General features: G+C 65.3%; 12 protein-coding genes. 10 read left to right on the plus strand and 2 right to left on the minus strand.

Annotated elements, in window-relative coordinates:
• Positions 1-59: 59 nt before the first annotated feature.
• Both ASD94_RS15780 and dusA read left to right on the plus strand, forming a co-directional pair.
• Positions 60-1,241, plus strand: coding sequence for an alkane 1-monooxygenase (locus ASD94_RS15780; protein WP_056644646.1), 1,182 nt, complete (start codon positions 60-62; stop codon positions 1,239-1,241).
• Positions 1,242-1,480: 239 nt separating this feature from the next.
• Entirely contained in the window at positions 1,481-2,521 is a 1,041-nt protein-coding gene (gene dusA / locus ASD94_RS15785; RefSeq protein ID WP_082576899.1) for a tRNA dihydrouridine(20/20a) synthase DusA, read from the plus strand.
• Here the strand turns inward: dusA and ASD94_RS24220 are convergent.
• Positions 2,514-5,321, minus strand: coding sequence for an EAL domain-containing protein (locus ASD94_RS24220; RefSeq protein ID WP_082576900.1), 2,808 nt, complete (start codon positions 5,319-5,321; stop codon positions 2,514-2,516). The two genes, dusA and ASD94_RS24220, sit on opposite strands and share 8 nt — an antisense overlap.
• Positions 5,322-5,555: 234 nt before the next feature.
• Here ASD94_RS24220 and ASD94_RS15795 point away from each other — a divergent pair, with 234 nt between their 5' ends.
• From ASD94_RS15795 to rsxB, 3 genes are all read left to right on the plus strand, one after another.
• On the plus strand, positions 5,556-6,644 hold the full coding sequence (locus ASD94_RS15795) for a GTP pyrophosphokinase family protein (protein ID WP_056644648.1): 1,089 nt from the start codon (positions 5,556-5,558) through the stop codon (positions 6,642-6,644).
• Between the two features lie 205 nt (positions 6,645-6,849).
• Positions 6,850-8,442 (plus strand): polyhydroxyalkanoate depolymerase, encoded by a 1,593-nt coding sequence (locus ASD94_RS15800; protein ID WP_056644651.1) that lies wholly within the window; start codon positions 6,850-6,852, stop codon positions 8,440-8,442.
• Complete coding sequence (gene rsxB / locus ASD94_RS15805) at positions 8,439-9,164, plus strand: electron transport complex subunit RsxB (RefSeq protein WP_082576901.1); 726 nt, start codon at positions 8,439-8,441, stop codon at positions 9,162-9,164. Before ASD94_RS15800 ends, rsxB begins: the two co-directional genes overlap by 4 nt.
• Before the next feature lie 79 nt (positions 9,165-9,243).
• On the opposite strand, the gene ASD94_RS15810 is transcribed toward rsxB, so the two are convergent.
• Positions 9,244-10,731, minus strand: coding sequence for a methyl-accepting chemotaxis protein (locus tag ASD94_RS15810; protein WP_056644653.1), 1,488 nt, complete (start codon positions 10,729-10,731; stop codon positions 9,244-9,246).
• A gap of 170 nt (positions 10,732-10,901) precedes the next feature.
• Here ASD94_RS15810 and dapC point away from each other — a divergent pair, with 170 nt between their 5' ends.
• The 5 genes from dapC to prmB all read left to right on the plus strand — a co-directional run bounded on the left by dapC (position 10,902) and on the right by prmB (position 16,429).
• A complete protein-coding gene (gene dapC / locus ASD94_RS15815; RefSeq protein ID WP_056644656.1) occupies positions 10,902-12,107 on the plus strand; it encodes a succinyldiaminopimelate transaminase in 1,206 nt (401 codons plus the stop codon).
• Between the two features lie 16 nt (positions 12,108-12,123).
• Complete coding sequence (gene dapD / locus ASD94_RS15820; RefSeq protein WP_056644658.1) at positions 12,124-12,957, plus strand: 2,3,4,5-tetrahydropyridine-2,6-dicarboxylate N-succinyltransferase; 834 nt, start codon at positions 12,124-12,126, stop codon at positions 12,955-12,957.
• A 70-nt stretch (positions 12,958-13,027) separates the two neighbouring features.
• Complete coding sequence (locus tag ASD94_RS15825; protein ID WP_056644660.1) at positions 13,028-14,191, plus strand: PilT/PilU family type 4a pilus ATPase; 1,164 nt, start codon at positions 13,028-13,030, stop codon at positions 14,189-14,191.
• Between the two features lie 106 nt (positions 14,192-14,297).
• Complete coding sequence (gene dapE / locus ASD94_RS15830; protein WP_056644663.1) at positions 14,298-15,494, plus strand: succinyl-diaminopimelate desuccinylase; 1,197 nt, start codon at positions 14,298-14,300, stop codon at positions 15,492-15,494.
• Positions 15,491-16,429 carry a 50S ribosomal protein L3 N(5)-glutamine methyltransferase gene (prmB, locus tag ASD94_RS15835; RefSeq protein WP_056644666.1) on the plus strand — a complete coding sequence of 313 codons (939 nt, stop codon included), beginning with the start codon at positions 15,491-15,493 and terminating at the stop codon, positions 16,427-16,429. The genes dapE and prmB overlap by 4 nt, the downstream gene beginning before the upstream one ends.
• Positions 16,430-16,522: the final 93 nt, after the last annotated feature.

Genomic DNA, 16,522 nt, shown 5'->3' on the forward strand with positions numbered 1-16,522 from the left:
TTTGCGCCTCGCCGGTCCAAAATTCACCAGTAGCAGGCCCGTGTTCTTACCGCCGCCCCATGCTGCAAGCCCAGCGCCCCACCACCCCACCCTACCGCGATCGCAAGCGGTACGCATGGCTGCTGTCGCTGGTGGTGCCCTGCACCGTGGGCGTGGGCCCGGCCTTGATGGTCTGGACGGGGGATCCGCTGGCGCTGTGGGCGCCGGTGGCCTTTTTCTACCTCGTCGCCCCGTTGCTCGACTGGATGCTGGGCGTGGACCAGAGCAACCCGCCCGAATCCGCAGTGCCTGCGCTGGAGCACGACCGCTACTACCGCCGCATCACCTTTCTGCTGGTGCCGGTGCTGTGGGCGGCCTTCATCTTCAGCGCCTGGTGGGTAGCCACGCAGCCCCTGCCCTGGCACGGCGTGCTGGCAATGGTGCTGACCACGGGCACCGTGGGCGGGTTCTGCATCAACCTGGGGCATGAGCTGGGCCACAAGAACACGGCGCTGGAACGCTGGCTGGCCAAGCTGGTGCTGGCGCCCACGGCCTATGGGCACTTCTTCATCGAACACAACCGGGGCCACCACCGCGACGTGGCCACCCCGGCCGACCCAGCCTCGTCGCGCATGGGCGAGTCCATCTACCGCTTTGTGCTGCGCGAGATGCCCGGGGCTGCGCGCCGCGCCTGGGCACTGGAGAAAGACCGCCTCACCCGCCAGCACCTGCCCGTGCTGACATGGCACAACGAGATCCTGCAGCCCGCGCTCATCACGGGGCTGCTGTGGATCGGGCTGGCACTATGGCTGGGCCTGGCAATCCTGCCGTTTTTGCTGGTGGCGTCCTTCTGGGCCAACTTTCAGCTCACCTCGGCCAACTATGTCGAGCACTATGGCCTACTGAGGCGACAAGACGCCAGCGGCCGCTTCGAACCTTGCCGCCCCCAGCATTCGTGGAACAGCAACCACGTGTTCTCCAACTGGGCCTTGTTCCATCTGCAGCGGCATTCGGACCACCACGCGCACCCGCTGCGCCGCTACCAGTCGCTGCGCCACTTTGACGACGTGCCGCAGCTGCCCATCGGCTACTTCGGCATGTTCACGCTGGCCTATGTGCCGCCCCTGTGGCGCCGCGTGATGGACCCGCGCCTGCTGGCCCAGGTGGGCCGCGACGCCACCCACATCAACATCGACCCGCGTCAGCGGACCGAGATCGTGCGGAAATACGGGCTGCAAGACCTGGGACAGAACGCGCGTTGATGCGCTGACGACCAGGCACAGGCCCCTGTGCGCCCAAACCCACGAGTCCTTGAACTTCGTTTTTGATAGCATCCAGCGCAATCAACACGAGCGCCTGCGCCCGTTTTGACTCAAAACACTCCAGCGCCCCCTCGCGCGCAGCCAGTGGGATAATCCGAATTTCGCACCTGCAGCCCCGCAGCGGCCCCGACCAGAGGGGCCGCTCTGCTGCAGAACACCCCCCTCTCCGCCCTCGCTGTTTGCCCGTGGAACCCACCTTGAGCCCCTGGCGCATGTCCGTCGCCCCCATGATGGACTGGACCGACCGCCACTGCCGTTACTTTCACCGGCTGCTGACCCGCCAGACCCTGCTGTACACCGAGATGGTGAATGCGGGCGCCATCATCCATGGCGGCACCGAGCGCCACCTGCGTTTCAATGCCGAAGAACACCCTGTGGCCTTGCAACTGGGCGGCAATGAGCCCGACAAGCTGGCAGAGGCCGCGCGCCTCGGCGCGCAGTGGGGCTATGGCGAAATCAACCTCAACTGCGGCTGCCCCAGCGACCGCGTGCAGCGGGGCGCGTTCGGCGCCAGCCTGATGAAGTCGCCCCAGCTGGTGGCCGACTGCGTCAAGGCCATGAAGGACGTGGTGAGCGTGCCCGTCACCGTCAAGCACCGCATTGGCATCGACAAGGTGGAGGACTACGGCTTTGTGCGCGACTTCATCGGCACCGTGGCCGAGGCCGGGTGCACCGTGTTCATCGTGCACGCGCGCAATGCCTGGCTGCAGGGCCTGAGCCCAAAGGAAAACCGCGATGTGCCGCCGCTGCGCTACGAGGTGGTGCACCAGCTCAAGGCCGAGTTTCCGCAGTTCACCATCGCCATCAACGGCGGTATCACCACCGACGCGGTGGTGCAGGAGCAGCTGGAACACCTGGACGGCGTGATGATCGGCCGTGAGGCGTATCACAACCCCTGGTGGCTGGCGCGCTGGGACCAGCTTTACTACGGGGGCGCCCCTTGCACCCTGACCCGCGAGGAAGTGGAGCTGGCCATGGTCGAATACATGGAACGCGAGGCCGTCCAATACGGTACCCCCTGGCCCCACATCGCCCGCCACATGCTGGGCTTGCGCCACAGCCTGCCCGGCGCGCGCATCTGGCGCCAGGTGTGGAGCAACCATCTGCTCAAGGACCGCCCCGCGCGGGAGGTGCATGCGCTGGCAATGCAGTCGTATGCGAGCGCTGCGCCCGAGCAGCCTGCGGAGCTGGGCGCGCTGGCAGCAGCAGCGGCTAGGTAACCAGCCGCCCCACCCACGCCGCCAGGGGCTCCGGCCGCCCGAACAGGTAGCCCTGCAAGCACTCGCACTGGCTCTCCACCAGAAAATCCGCCTGGGCGCGTGTCTCCACGCCCTCGGCCACCACACGCAGGTTGAGGTGGCGGGCCACCGAGATGATGGACTGAACGATGGCCGTGTCGTTGGGGTCGTCCGGGGTGTCTTGCACAAAGCTCTTGTCGATCTTCAACTCGTACAGCGGCAGCCGCTTGAGGTAGGCCAGGCTCGAATAGCCGGTGCCAAAGTCGTCGATGGAGAAACGCACGCCCAACTGCACGATCTCGGTCATGCGGGCGATGGTGTCGTCCAGGTCTTCGATCAGCAGGCTCTCCGTCACCTCCAGGATCAGGTGGGCCGGGTTGGCGCCGGTGTGGGCCAATATGTGGCGCACGCGCTCCACAAAGTCGTCCTGGCGGAACTGCCGCTCGCTCACGTTAACGGACAGCGACAGCTCTCGCCCCGCTGCCTGCAGGCGCGCCAAGGTCTCGCAGGTCTGCTGGATCATCCAGTCACCCATGCGCAGGATGAGGCCCGACGCCTCGGCAATGGGGATGAAGCGGCTGGGTGGCACGTTGCCCCGCACGGGGTGGGTCCAGCGCATCAAGAATTCGCCCCCCACCACATTGCCCGCAGCATCCACCTGGTTTTGCACAAAGGCGGCCAGCTCGCCCAGCGTCTGCGCCTTTTTCAGGTCCTGCTCCAGCGCCAGGCGCTCCTGCACGTCGGCCTGCATGGCAGCCTCGTAAAAGCGGATGCGGTTGCGCCCCAGGTCCTTGGCGCGGTACATGGCGGTATCGGCCTCGCGCAGCAGGTCTTCGACGCCCTCGCCCCGCTTGGGAAACAGCGTGATGCCGATGCTGCCCGTGGTGCTGTAGAGGTGGGTGTCGATGGTGTAGGGCACTTCGAGCGCCGCGCGCATCTCCTCGGCCACCAGCAGCGCCGCCCGTCCGGCGGATTCCATGTCCGACGCCACGTTGTGCACCAGCACCACAAACTCGTCCCCGCCCAGGCGCGCCACGGTGTCGCCCGGGCGCTGCAACTGCGTGAGCCGCTGGGCCACCTGCATGAGCAGCGTATCGCCCACGGTGTGCCCCCGTGCGTCGTTGATCTGCTTGAAGTCGTCTAGGTCGATATAAAGCACGGCCCCCACCTGCGCTGCCTTCTGGGCATTGGCCAGGGCGTGCTCCATGCGGTCCAGCAGCATGCGCCGATTGGGCAGGCCGGTGAGCGCATCAAAATACGCCAGCTGATGCGAACGGGCCTCGGCCTGCTTGCGCTCGGTGATGTCGCGCGAGAGCGCGATGAAGCGGGGTTCGTCGCCAGGCGCCGCACTCTCCTTGCGCGCAATCGACAGCTCGAACCAGTGGGTGACACCGCCCAGCTCCAGTCGGAACTGGTGGCCCGAGGAATACCCGGCGTGGTGCGCGGCTTCCAGCGCGGCATGGCAGCCTGCGGCGGCTTCGGGGGGCACCACATCGCGCAGCAGGCGGCCCAGAAACATCTCGGGGGGCACGGCCAGTTCGCCCGACCGGGCCGATCGGTAGTGGTGGATGCATCCGTCCAGTCCCAGCTCGAACAACAGGTCGGGGATGGCGCTGAGGGTGCTCTCCAGGTCGTCGCGGGTGGCGCGCAGTTCGGCCGTCATGTCGCGCGCCAGCGCCACCGCGCGCTCACGGCCCGTGGCCAGCAGCCAGGTGAACCACGCGAGAATCAGGCTGAGCGCCGTGCCCAGCAACGCGACCGGGTGGTGCCCATCTTCCTGGAAGCGCTGGACAAAGCCCGGCCGGGGGGCCATCTGCAGCGTCCAGCGGCGACCGCCCAGCTCCAGTTCGCGCCGCGCCTGCAAAACCTGAGCACCGGCCCCCACGGCAGAGACCTCCAGGTTGCTGAACAGCAGCGCGCCCGCAGCGGCTGGCTCCGCAGCGGCGCCCGGGGTGCTGTCGGTGATCTGGAGGCCAATGTCGGCGTCGAATTCGCGGGACATGCCGTGGATCACATCCTCCATGCGAAACGGCGCGGACACCCATCCCGCCAGCCCCAGCCGCCGCCCTTCGACCGTGCTGACATCTGCGCTGGCGCCATACAAAGGCATGTACATCACCAACCCCGGGACGCCGTTCTGCATCAGTGTCAGCCGCCCCGACAACGCCAGCGCTCCTGTGTCGCGGGCCCGGTCCAGGGCTTCCTTGGCGGGAGGAATGGTCAGCACATCAAGGCCCAGCGCCTTGAGGTTGGGCCCCTCCAGTGGCTCGATGTGGGTGATGGGGGCCAGCAGCTCACGCTCACCCGGCGGACGCACGGCGTACTGGTCAAAGCCGCGCTCGCGCATGTCTTCCAGGTGGGCGGCCAGCGCCTTGCCGGGGAACTGCAAGATCAGCGACACCCCTTGCAGTCCAGGCCGGGTGGCCTGCAATTGCAGCGCACTCACATAGGCCTGGAACTCGGTGCGGTCAATGCGTTCCGACCCTTCAAAGTAGCCCTTGACGCCGCGCAGCACCACCTCGTAGGTCGCCATGCGGTCCTTGAGGTTGTAGGCGATCTGGTCGGCCGCGACCTCGAAGTTCTGCTCGCGCCGGGTCCGCGTGTTCGTCTCTTCGCTTTGCCAGTACAGGAAGGTCAAACCCAGGGTCAGCAGCGCAATCAAAGGCGGCAACACCACCGGCAGCCACCGCTGGTCGCTGCTGCCCGCCACGTCGTCAGACGCACGCGCGCCCTGCCCTGGCGCGGCGGTTGCGTCGATGTGCGGGTCTGGGGTGGGTGTCATGAATCCTGGTGGAAGGCGCGCGCCGGATCGGCAGGGGCATCGTGCACCGGCGGTGCTACACCATTATGAGCATCTGTCCTGCGAGGCAAAGGGGCATTTGCGCGCAAACTGCACAGGAATGTCGTGAATCGTCCACGCGGGCCGGATATGCTGGCAACCGCTGCGCGGCGAGCACATTGCGCTTGCGCCCACTTCCTGCATCAACCCTGGCAATACCCACCACAAAGGCCTGGCATGGCATCGCTTGATTTCGACCTGGAGGCATCCCAATTTCGCACCTGGTACGCCGGGCAGGCGGTGGCGCTGGAAGACGCCTGCGCCGCACTCACCGCGCTGGTGGCCGCCGTGGTGACCCAGGCGGGCGGCGTGGACATCACCAAGGTCGAGGGGCGCGTCAAGGACGTGGACGAATGCGTTCGCAAATTCGTGCGCAAATACCGGCCGGCGCTGGAAGAGAGCAACACGCCCTATGACATCCAGACCTACATCACCGACCTCATCGGCGTGCGGGTGGTGTGTCTGTATGAAGACGAGCTGGAGAAGATCGCCCAGATCGTGCGCTCACATTTCGCGGTGATCGAAGTGACCGACAAGGTATCGGCGGTGGAAAGCACCGAGGCCTCGTTTGGCTACAAGGGGCTGCACCTGGACCTGAGGCTGAGCGCGGCCGACCGCGATTTGCCAGAGCACGCGGCCTATGCGCACTGGCCCTTTGAGCTGCAGGTGCGCACCATCATCCAGGACTCCTGGAGCGTGCTGGACCACAAGATCAAGTACAAAAAGTCGATCCCGGGCCAGCTCAAGCGACGCATCAATGTGCTGTCGGCCCTGTTTGAACTGGCCGACCGCGAGTTTCGCCAAATCCGCGATGCGACGGCCGCCGAACTGCTGCAGGCCCCGGACGAGACCGCCGAACCCGTGCAGGATGTCGCCGCCGATCTGCAGACCCCCACCCGCGCAGCAGCCACCAGCAGCGAACTCAATGCCTTCACCTTTCTGAAGATCGCCACGCATTTCTTCAAGGACTTTGAGTTCGAGCCGTCCAAGGTCGATGGGTTCGTGGACGACATCCAGGCCTGGTCGCCCGGCATGACGCGTGCGCGCTTCAACAGCCTGATGCGCGAGACGATCGGAGTGGTCAAGCGCTACAAGCAGCACTTTGAGGACCAGAACCCGCAAGGCAGCTTCAACCCTTACACGGTGATCCGGCACTGCCTGTACCTGAGTAACAAGACCGCATTTCGCCCGGCGCTGCGCAACTCGGCCCGCGAGTCGTTCGAGGCGTGGCTGAGCGACAACGCAGAGCCCAAACCGCAGGGATAAAGCAAAAATGGGTGCAAGCGCTAGTGCTTCTTGCCTTGAATGCTATTATTTTTGATGATTGAAGCGCTGTTGCCGACGGCCCCCCAGGCTGCGGCCAAGCCCTGAGCGATTTGTCGCAAAGGCGACTTGGCATTGGTGGTTTTACTCCATGCGCTTGTTACCAAGTGCTGCTATATTGCACTGCAACAAAACGGAGTTTCGCCCCATGCTGTACCACCTCTACGAAACCCAGCGCTCCCTGATGGAGCCCTTTACAGATTTTGCGCAGGCGGCTTCCAAGTTGTTCAGCAACCCGGTGTCGCCGCTGAGCCAGAGCTCGATGGCCCAGCGCATGGCCGCCGGTTACGACCTGCTCTACCGCCTGGGCAAGGACTATGAAAAGCCCGCGTTCGACATCCACACGGTGGATGTGAATGGCATCGGTGTCGCCATCCATGAGCGCATCGAGGTGGACAAGCCGTTTTGCGAGCTGCGCCGCTTCAAGCGCTTCTCGGACGATCCAGCGACGTTGACCAAGCTCAAGGGCCAACCCGTGGTGCTCATCGTGGCGCCGCTGTCGGGCCACTATGCCACGCTGCTGCGCGACACCGTGCGCACCATGCTCAAGGACCACAAGGTCTACATCACCGACTGGAAAAACGCCCGCCTGGTGCCCCTGTCGGAGGGCGAGTTTCATTTGGACGACTACGTCAACTACGTGCAGGACTTCATTCGCCACCTGCAAGGCATCTACGGCAACTGCCACGTGATCAGCGTGTGCCAGCCCACGGTGCCCGTGCTGGCAGCCGTGTCGCTGATGGCCAGCCGGGGCGAGAAAACCCCGCTGACCATGACCATGATGGGCGGCCCCATCGACGCCCGCAAGTCGCCCACGGCGGTGAACAATCTGGCCACCAACCGCAGCTACGAGTGGTTTGAGAACAACGTGATCTACCGCGTGCCGGAGAAATTCCCGGGCGCCGGTCGCCGCGTGTACCCAGGCTTTTTGCAATACACCGGGTTTGTGGCCATGAACCCGGACCGCCATGCGTCCAGCCACTACGACTACTTCAAGGACCTGATCAAGGGAGACGACGCCAGCGCCGAAGCCCACCGCAAGTTCTACGACGAGTACAACGCCGTGCTGGACATGGATGCGGATTACTACCTCGAAACCATCCAGACCGTATTCCAGGACTACAAGCTGGTGAACGGCACCTGGGACGTGCGGTCGCCCGCCGGCAAGATCGAGCGCGTGCGCCCGCAAGACATCAAGACCACCGCCCTGTTCACCGTGGAAGGAGAGCTGGACGATATCTCCGGCTCGGGTCAGACCGAAGCTGCCCACGACCTGTGCAGCGGCATCGTGCGCAAAGAGCAGCGCCACCTTGAAGCCAAGGGCGCAGGCCACTATGGCATCTTCAGTGGCCGCCGCTGGCGCGACATCGTGTACCCCAAGGTACGCGCGTTCATCCTGGAGCATGAGCTGCCGGCCAAGCCGATGGCCGCGCCCGCAGCGACGCCTGCGCCCCGGCTTGCCAGCCCCGCTCCCACACCTGCCAAGGCTGCCAGCAAGCCCGCACAGGCAGCCAAGGCCGCTGCAACCAAGTCTCCCAAAGCCACCGCCGCCCAGCCCGCCCCCGCCCGTGCTGCGGCCAAGGCCGGGGCAGCCACCGCCGTGGCCACACGCTGGGTGCAGCCGGCTGCCGCACCGACAGGTGCCGCACAGGCCCCTTCCGCGGATCTGAGCGCAGCCAAGACGAGTGCCACTGCGGCCCCGTCCACCCGCAGCAGCAAGAGCAAGGCGCGCAAGGCTTGAGCGACCCCGCTTCCGGCCACCCGCCCCTGGCCCACGCAGCAGTCCAGGACCTCGCGGCGCGGATTGACGCCGCGCTGCCCCAGACGCAGTGCACGCGCTGCGGCTATCCCGACTGCGCCAGCTATGCGCAGGCCATCGCGCAGGGAGAGGCCGCCATCAACCAGTGCCCCCCCGGGGGCGCAGAGGGGGTCGCCCGCCTGGCCGCCATCACGGGTCATGCGGTGGTTCCCTTGAGCGCAGACCACGGGGCGGAGGCGCCGCGCAGCGTGGCCTTCATCGACGAGGCCTGGTGCATTGGCTGCACGTTGTGCATCAAGGCGTGCCCCACTGATGCCATCGTGGGCTCCAACAAGAAGATGCACACCGTCATCGAGCCGTACTGCACGGGGTGCGAGCTGTGCATCCCCGCCTGCCCGGTGGACTGCATCCATCTCGACAACGCCAGCGGCAGTGCGACCGGCTGGGCCGCATGGTCGGCTCCGCTTGCGCAGCAGGCACTGCAGCGCTACCAACAACACCGCCAGCGCGTGCCGCTGGAAGATGAGGGTTTGGACGACGAGGCCACGAGCGCCCTCAGCGTGAGCGCGCCCAGCGCCTCCACACCGGCACCGTCCGGCACAGCGGCAGCCGCCGTCGCGGCCGAGGGTATGGAGGCACGCAAGGCAGCCATTGCTGCCGCTATGGAGCGGGCTCGCCAGCTTCGGGAACGGGGCCCGCGCTAATTCCTCTTCGTATATAGGGCTGGCGCGCTGCTACGGCACGCGCGTTTTATGGCCACGGGCACTGCGCCTCGCCCAGCGCCTATCGGGCGGCGAGCGACTTGTAGACCCCGCAGCCCACGTACCAGTCCCCCACGCGGCTCACGTAAGACATCTTGGTTTGCACCGCTCCGGTGGACGGGTTGTTGATGTCGTACTCCACCCAGCCGGGTGCCTGGTCGGCCTGGCTGACGATATCGTTCACCAACCGGTCGCCCGCAATACCGGGGATGTCCTGCACGCGGGTCCCGACCTTGGCCGGGTTGCCGCCGAAGGCCAGGTAGGTGCCCGCCGTATCCAGCACAAACACGTACATGTCGCGGTCATGGTAGGGCTGGGTCTTGTCGGTGATGCTGCGCAGAAACTGGTCGCGCGAACTGGTCTTGTGCAGGGCCACGGCCTTGTTCACCAGGGCCACCGCCTCATCGGCCGTACCCTGCTGCAGGCGAAACGCCGCCACTGCCTGTGACAGGGTGGAAGCGCGGTGCTCCAGCGCCTCGGCTTGCGAAACGGCATGGCCCACCATCTGGGCGTTGTGCTGCGTGATCTGGTCCAGCTGCTGCACCGCCGTGCTCACCTCGCTCAAGCCCGTGCTCTGCTCGGCACTGGAACCGGAAATCTCGGTCATGCTGGCCGCCACGCTGCGGATGCCGCTGGCCATGTTGGCAATGCCTTCGCCGGCCGACCGGATCAACCCTGCGCTGGCCTCGACCTGGCTCACCGAAGCGCCAATCAGTTCGCGGATCTCCCGTGCGGCGTCGCCCGAGCGCTTGGCCAAGGTGCGCACCTCGCCCGCCACCACGGCAAACCCACGGCCCTGTTCACCGGCGCGGGCGGCCTCCACGGCGGCATTAAGCGCCAGGATGTTGGTCTGAAAAGCAATGCTGTCGATCACGCCGATGATCTCGGTCATGCGGCGCGCGCTTTGCTGGATCGCCTCCACCGACTGCACCGCGCGGGCCATGGCTTCGGCCCCAGTGTCGGCGGCCTTGCGCACGTCGGCAGCGCGGGCATCGGCGCTGCGCGCGGTCTGTGCGTTGTTCTGGACAGCCGAAGACAGTTGCTCCACGCTGGCGGCTGTCTGCTCCAGGTTGGCCGCCTGCTGCTCGGTGCGATCGGCCAGCGACCGGTTGCCTTGCGCCAGGCTTTGCCCCGCATGGGCCACCAGCGCCGCGTTGCTGCGGATATCGGCCACCATGGACGACAGCGTCAGCACCATGCGGTCAAGCGACTGAGCCATGGCCCCGACCTCGTCGTGCCCATAGACACCCGCCCGGGCACACAGGTCGCCGCGCGTGGTCTGCTCCATCGCATGCGCCAACCCTTGCAGGTCAGACGCCAGGCCGGCATGCAACGCACACAGGGCATACAGAACCACGGCGCCAGCCAATGCCACACTCCACCACGGGGCATCCAGGGCGGCCAATGCCAGCGCGCCCCCCATCAACACGCCCAGCGTCACCAGTTTGCCCGGCAGGTGCCACCTGCGCATCCACCAGAGTCCGGGGCGCAGCGGTAGGAATCCAGACATCTTGTCTCCGTTATCGTTCTTGAAAAGGGGCGATGCTAGGTGTCTGCTCTTACGTCGGATTGACAACACCACAGGGCGCCTGCCCACCCGTTGCAACCCCATTTGCCCCGAGGACGCAGTGCGCGGTGCACAGCCCGTGCGCCCACGCCCTTCGCCCATAATGTCGCTCCATGAATCCCCTGCTCTCCCAACTCCAGCCTTACCCCTTTGAGCGGCTGCGGCAACTCTTCGCGGGAGTCACTCCCCCGGCGGCCTACAGCCCCATCAGCCTGGGCATGGGTGAGCCACGCCATCCTACACCGCAGTTCATCAAAGATGCACTCAGTAACAACCTGGGCGGACTGGCCAGTTACCCCGCCACGGCCGGTGAACCCAAGCTGCGCGAAGCCTTCACCCACTGGCTGCAACAACGCTATGCGCTGACCCTGGACCCTGGCACCCAGGTGCTGCCCGTCAATGGCTCACGCGAAGCGCTGTTTGCCTTTGCGCAGACCATCATCGACCCCTCTCAAGGCCAACCTCTGGTCGTCTGCCCCAACCCGTTCTACCAAATTTACGAAGGCGCCGCCTTGCTGGCTGGCGCCCAGCCGTACTACGCGGCCAGCGACCCCAGCCGCAACTTTGCCGTGAACTGGGATGCCGTGCCCGACGCCGTGTGGCAGCGCACGCAGTTGCTGTTTGTCTGCTCCCCCGGCAACCCCACTGGCGCCGTGATGCCGCTGAGCGAATGGAAGAAGCTGTTCGAGCTGAGCGACCGCTACGGCTTTGTGATTGCCTCGGACGAGTGCTATAGCGAGATCTATTTCCGCGACGAGCCACCCCTGGGTGGCCTTCAGGCTGCGGCGCAGCTGGGACGCGGCGACTTCAAGAACCTGATCTCCTTCACCAGCCTGTCCAAACGCAGCAACGTGCCCGGCATGCGCAGCGGCTTTGTGGCGGGCGACGCGGCCCTGATCAAGTCATTTCTGCTCTATCGTACTTACCATGGCAGCGCCATGAGCCCCATCGTGCAGGCCGCCAGCGTTGCTGCCTGGAGCGATGAGCAGCATGTGGTGGAAAACCGCGCGCTGTACCGCAAGAAGTTTGCCCAGGTCACGCCACTGCTGGCGGGCGTGATGGAAGTCGCCCTGCCGGATGCCGGTTTCTACCTGTGGGCCAAGGTACCTGAAGCCCTGGGCATGGACGACGCCGAGTTCGCGCGCGCCCTCCTGGCTCAATACAATGTCACGGTGCTGCCCGGCAGCTACCTGGCCCGCGAGGCCCAAGGCAGCAACCCCGGCGCCCAGCGCGTGCGCATGGCCCTGGTGGCCGAGACCGAAGAATGCGTGGAAGCCGCGCTGCGCATCGTGCAATTCATCCAATCCCGTACTGCCTGATCTGATCGACAACAACATGACCCAACAACTCCAAACCCTCATCGACAACGCCTGGGAAAACCGCGCCAGCCTCTCGCCCGCCGCCGCCCCCAAGGAGATCCAGGACGCCGTCGAACACGTGATTGCCGAGCTGAACAACGGCAAGCTGCGTGTGGCTACCCGCGAAGGCGTGGGCCAGTGGACCGTGCACCAGTGGATCAAGAAGGCCGTGCTGCTGTCGTTCCGTCTGAAGGACAACGAAGTCGTCAAGGCCGGCGACCTGGGCTTTTACGACAAGGTGCAGACCAAGTTTGCCCACCTGTCCGAAGAAGAAATGAAGGCCACCGGCGTGCGCGTGGTGCCGCCCGCTGTGGCCCGCCGCGGCAGCTTCATCGCCAAGGGCGCGATCCTGATGCCGTCGTACGTGAACATTGGCGCCTACGTGGGCGAAGGCACCATGGTCGATACCTGGGCCACCGTGGGTTCGTGCGCACAGATCGGCGCCAACGTGCACCTGTCCGGCGGCGTGGGCATTGGCGGTGTGCTGGAGCCTCTGCAGGCCGGCCCCACCATCATTGAAGACAACTGCTTCATCGGCGCCCGCTCCGAGGTCGTCGAAGGCGTGGTGGTCGAAGAGAACTCCGTGCTGGGCATGGGCGTGTACCTGGGCCAGAGCACCCCCATCTTCAACCGTGCCACCAGCGAAATCAGCTACGGCCGCGTGCCTTCGGGCTCGGTGGTGGTCAGCGGCAACCTGCCCAAGACGGCCGCCAACGGCGCGCCCTACAGCATGTACGCTGCCATCATCGTCAAGCAGGTGGACGCGCAAACCCGCTCCAAGACCAGCATTAACGACCTGCTGCGCGACTGATTGCCGTGAACCCGCGGACGGCCCTGGCCGTTCGCCCACCGACAGAGACAGACAACAAGAGGGAAACACCATGAGCACGATGGAACGAATTCTTCGCCTGATGGCAGAGAAAAAGGCCTCCGACGTCTATCTGTCGGCCAACGCACCTGCGCTGATCAAGATCAACGGCGAGTGCGTGCCGATCAACAACCAGATCCTGCCCCCCGACGCGCCGCGCAATCTTCTGTCCGAAGTGGTCACGCCAGACCGCATCGAGGAGCTGGAAGAAACCGGCGAGCTCAACATGGGCGTGCCGCTCAGCGGCGTGGGCCGGTTCCGGGTCAGCGCCATGCGCCAGCGCGGCAGTTACGCGGTGGTGATCCGCTTCATCTCGCAGCAGATCCCGGAGTTCGACACGCTGGGCCTGCCCCCTGTGATGCGCGAACTCATCATGGAAAAACGCGGGCTGATCCTGATGGTGGGTGCTACCGGCTCGGGCAAGAGCACCTCGCTGGCGTCGATGATCGACACGCGCAACGAAGCGCTGACGGGCCACATCCTCACCATCGAGGACCCGGTCGAGTATCAGTTCAAGAACAAGAAATCCATCGTCAACCAGCGCGAGATCGGCAGCGACACCCAGTCCTTGCAGACCGCCCTGAAAAACGCGCTGCGCCAGGCGCCCGACGTGATCCTGATCGGCGAAATTCGCGACCGCGAGACCATGTCTGCCGCCATTGCCTATGCGCAGTCCGGCCACCTGTGCCTAGCCACGCTGCACGGCAACAACAGCTACCACGCGCTCAATCGCATCTTGTCGTTCTACCCCGTCGAGGTACGCCCCACCATGCTGGGCGACCTGGCATCGGCCCTCAAGGCCGTGGTGTCCCAGCGCCTGGTGCGCAAGACCGACGGCGGCCGGGTGCCAGCCGTGGAGGTCATGCTCAACTCCAAGCTGGTGTCGGAGCTGATCGAAAAGGGAGATTTCTCCGGCGTGAAGGAGGCCATGGAAAAATCCATGGCCGAAGGCTCGCAGACCTTCGAGGAGGCTCTGGCCCGCCTCATCATGGAGTCCAAGATCGAACGCAAGGAAGGCCTTGCGTACGCTGACTCGCCCACCAACCTCATGTGGCGCCTGCAAAACGACTTCTCCCTTGCTGCCAATGCTGCCAAGGCCCAGAAGGAAGCGCGCGACACGCCGGATGACACCCCGTCATTCACCGAGATTGTGCTGGACGTCAAGCCGGCGGCATGATGTGTCTCTTTCCTGCCCGGGCCCCTGTCGCAGGGGCCATGCGGTGCAAAAGCACCGCCCCATGACCACAGCTCCACCCCGCTGCCTGCCTCCATTCCCTGATCCCATGTCCCGCACCCTCCACCTGGCCGAACAGCTCATCTCCCTGCCCTCCATCACCCCGGAGGATGCCGGCTGCCTGGACCTGCTGGCTGCACGGCTGGCCCCGCTGGGCTTTGTGTGCGAGCGGCTGGACAGCGGCCCGGCAGACTTCCATGTCAGCAATTTATGGGCAAAACGGCCCGTAGTGCAGGCAGAAAATGCCTCCTTTGCTATCAAAACCGTAGTTTTTGCAGGCCATACCGATGTCGTCCCGACCGGCCCGCTTGCGCAGTGGAGCAGCGACCCCTTCGTGCCCACCCACAAGGACGGCAAGCTCTATGGCCGCGGCGCCAGCGACATGAAGACCTCGATCGCGGCCTTTGTCGTGGCGGTGGAAGAGTTTCTGGCCGCCACGCCCGCCCCGCAGGTGGAGCTGGCTTTTTTGCTGACCAGCGATGAAGAGGGTCCCTCGGTCGATGGCACCAAGGTCGTGATCGAGCAGCTCAAGGCGCGGGGCGAACGGCTCGACTACTGCATCGTGGGCGAGCCCACTTCGGTCGAGAAAACCGGCGACATGATCAAGAACGGACGGCGCGGCACCCTGAGCGGCAAGCTCAGCGTGCGCGGCATCCAGGGCCACATTGCCTACCCCCAACTGGCTCGCAATCCCATCCACCAGGCCTTGCCCGCCCTGACGGAACTGGCCGCCACGGTGTGGGACAACGGCAACGCGTTCTTTCCGCCCACCAGCTGGCAAATCAGCAACATGCATGGTGGTACAGGCGCCACCAATGTGATTCCGGGTGAGGTGGTGATCGACTTCAACTTCCGTTTCTCCACCGAGTCCACCGCCGAAGGCCTACAGCAGCGTGTGCATGCCGTGCTGGACCGCCATGGGCTCGACTACGACCTGCGCTGGACCTTGGGCGGACAACCCTTCCTCACCACACCCGGCGAGCTGGTGGATGCCGTGCAGCAGGCCATTGCCGCTGAAACCGGCCTGACCACCGAGCTGTCCACCACCGGCGGCACCAGCGATGGCCGCTTCATCGCCCAGGTTTGCCCCCAGGTGATCGAACTGGGCCCGCCCAACGCCAGCATCCACAAGATTGACGAGCATGTGGTGGTGGCCGATATCGAACCCCTCAAGAACATCTACCGCCGCACCCTCGAGAACCTGCAGGCGCAGGCCACAGCAGCCCAGGCGATGACCACATCATGACCAGCAACCCACAAGAAACGCCCGCGTCCAATGCAGTGACGGTAGGCACCCTGGTTGAATGGGGCGCCCAGCAGCTGGCATCGGCAGGCGTGTCGTTTGGCCATGGCACCACCAATGCCCACGATGAAGCCGTATGGCTGGTGCTTTGGCGCCTGGGGCTGCCCCTGGACAGCGACCTCTCCGACGCACCAGAATCCATTAAAAACAAGCCTGTAGCGCCCACAGATCAAGCCTTGGTTGCTACTCTTTTTGAAGAGCGGATCGCTACGCGAAAACCCGCCGCTTACCTCACGCGTGAAGCGTGGCTTCAGGGCATACCGTTCTACGTGGACGAGCGCGCCATCGTGCCGCGCAGTTTCATCGCAGAGCTGCTGGTGGACGGCGGGGCAGATGAATTCCTGAGCGACCATACCCATCGCGTGCTGGACCTGTGCACCGGCAATGGCAGCCTGGCAGTGCTGGCCGCCATGGCGTGGCCGGAGGTCTCGGTCACCGGCGCCGACATTTCGCCCGACGCACTGGCCGTGGCGCGCATCAATGTGGACAAGCATGGATTGCAGGACCGCGTCGCCCTGCAGCTGTCCGACGGACTGAGCACCCTGCCCGGCCCCTGGGACTTGATCCTGTGCAATCCGCCCTACGTGAACGCCGCCAGCATGGCCACGCTGCCCAGCGAGTACCGCGCCGAGCCCGCACTGGCCCTGGCGGGCGGTGACGACGGCATGGACTTTGTACGCCAGCTCTTCGCAGCCGCTCCGGCCTGCATGAGCGAAGACGCCGTGCTCATTCTGGAGATCGGCAACGAGCGCAGCCACTTTGAGGCGGCATTTCCCCAACTACCGGTTTTTTGGCTCGATACCAGTGCGGGCGAAGACCAGGTTTTGCTGGTTACCCGGCAGGCGCTGGCCGCCCAAACCCGGCTCACGGCACAATAGAGCCCTTTGCGCCACCTTGGCAGCTGCAGCGGCTAGGCCGCTGACAACTGTGCTGGCCCCCAGAGTTTTGTACGCCACCCGCCTCGTGCGGGT

The organism is Acidovorax sp. Root70, from assembly GCF_001428225.1.
Lineage (GTDB): Bacteria > Pseudomonadota > Gammaproteobacteria > Burkholderiales > Burkholderiaceae_C > Acidovorax.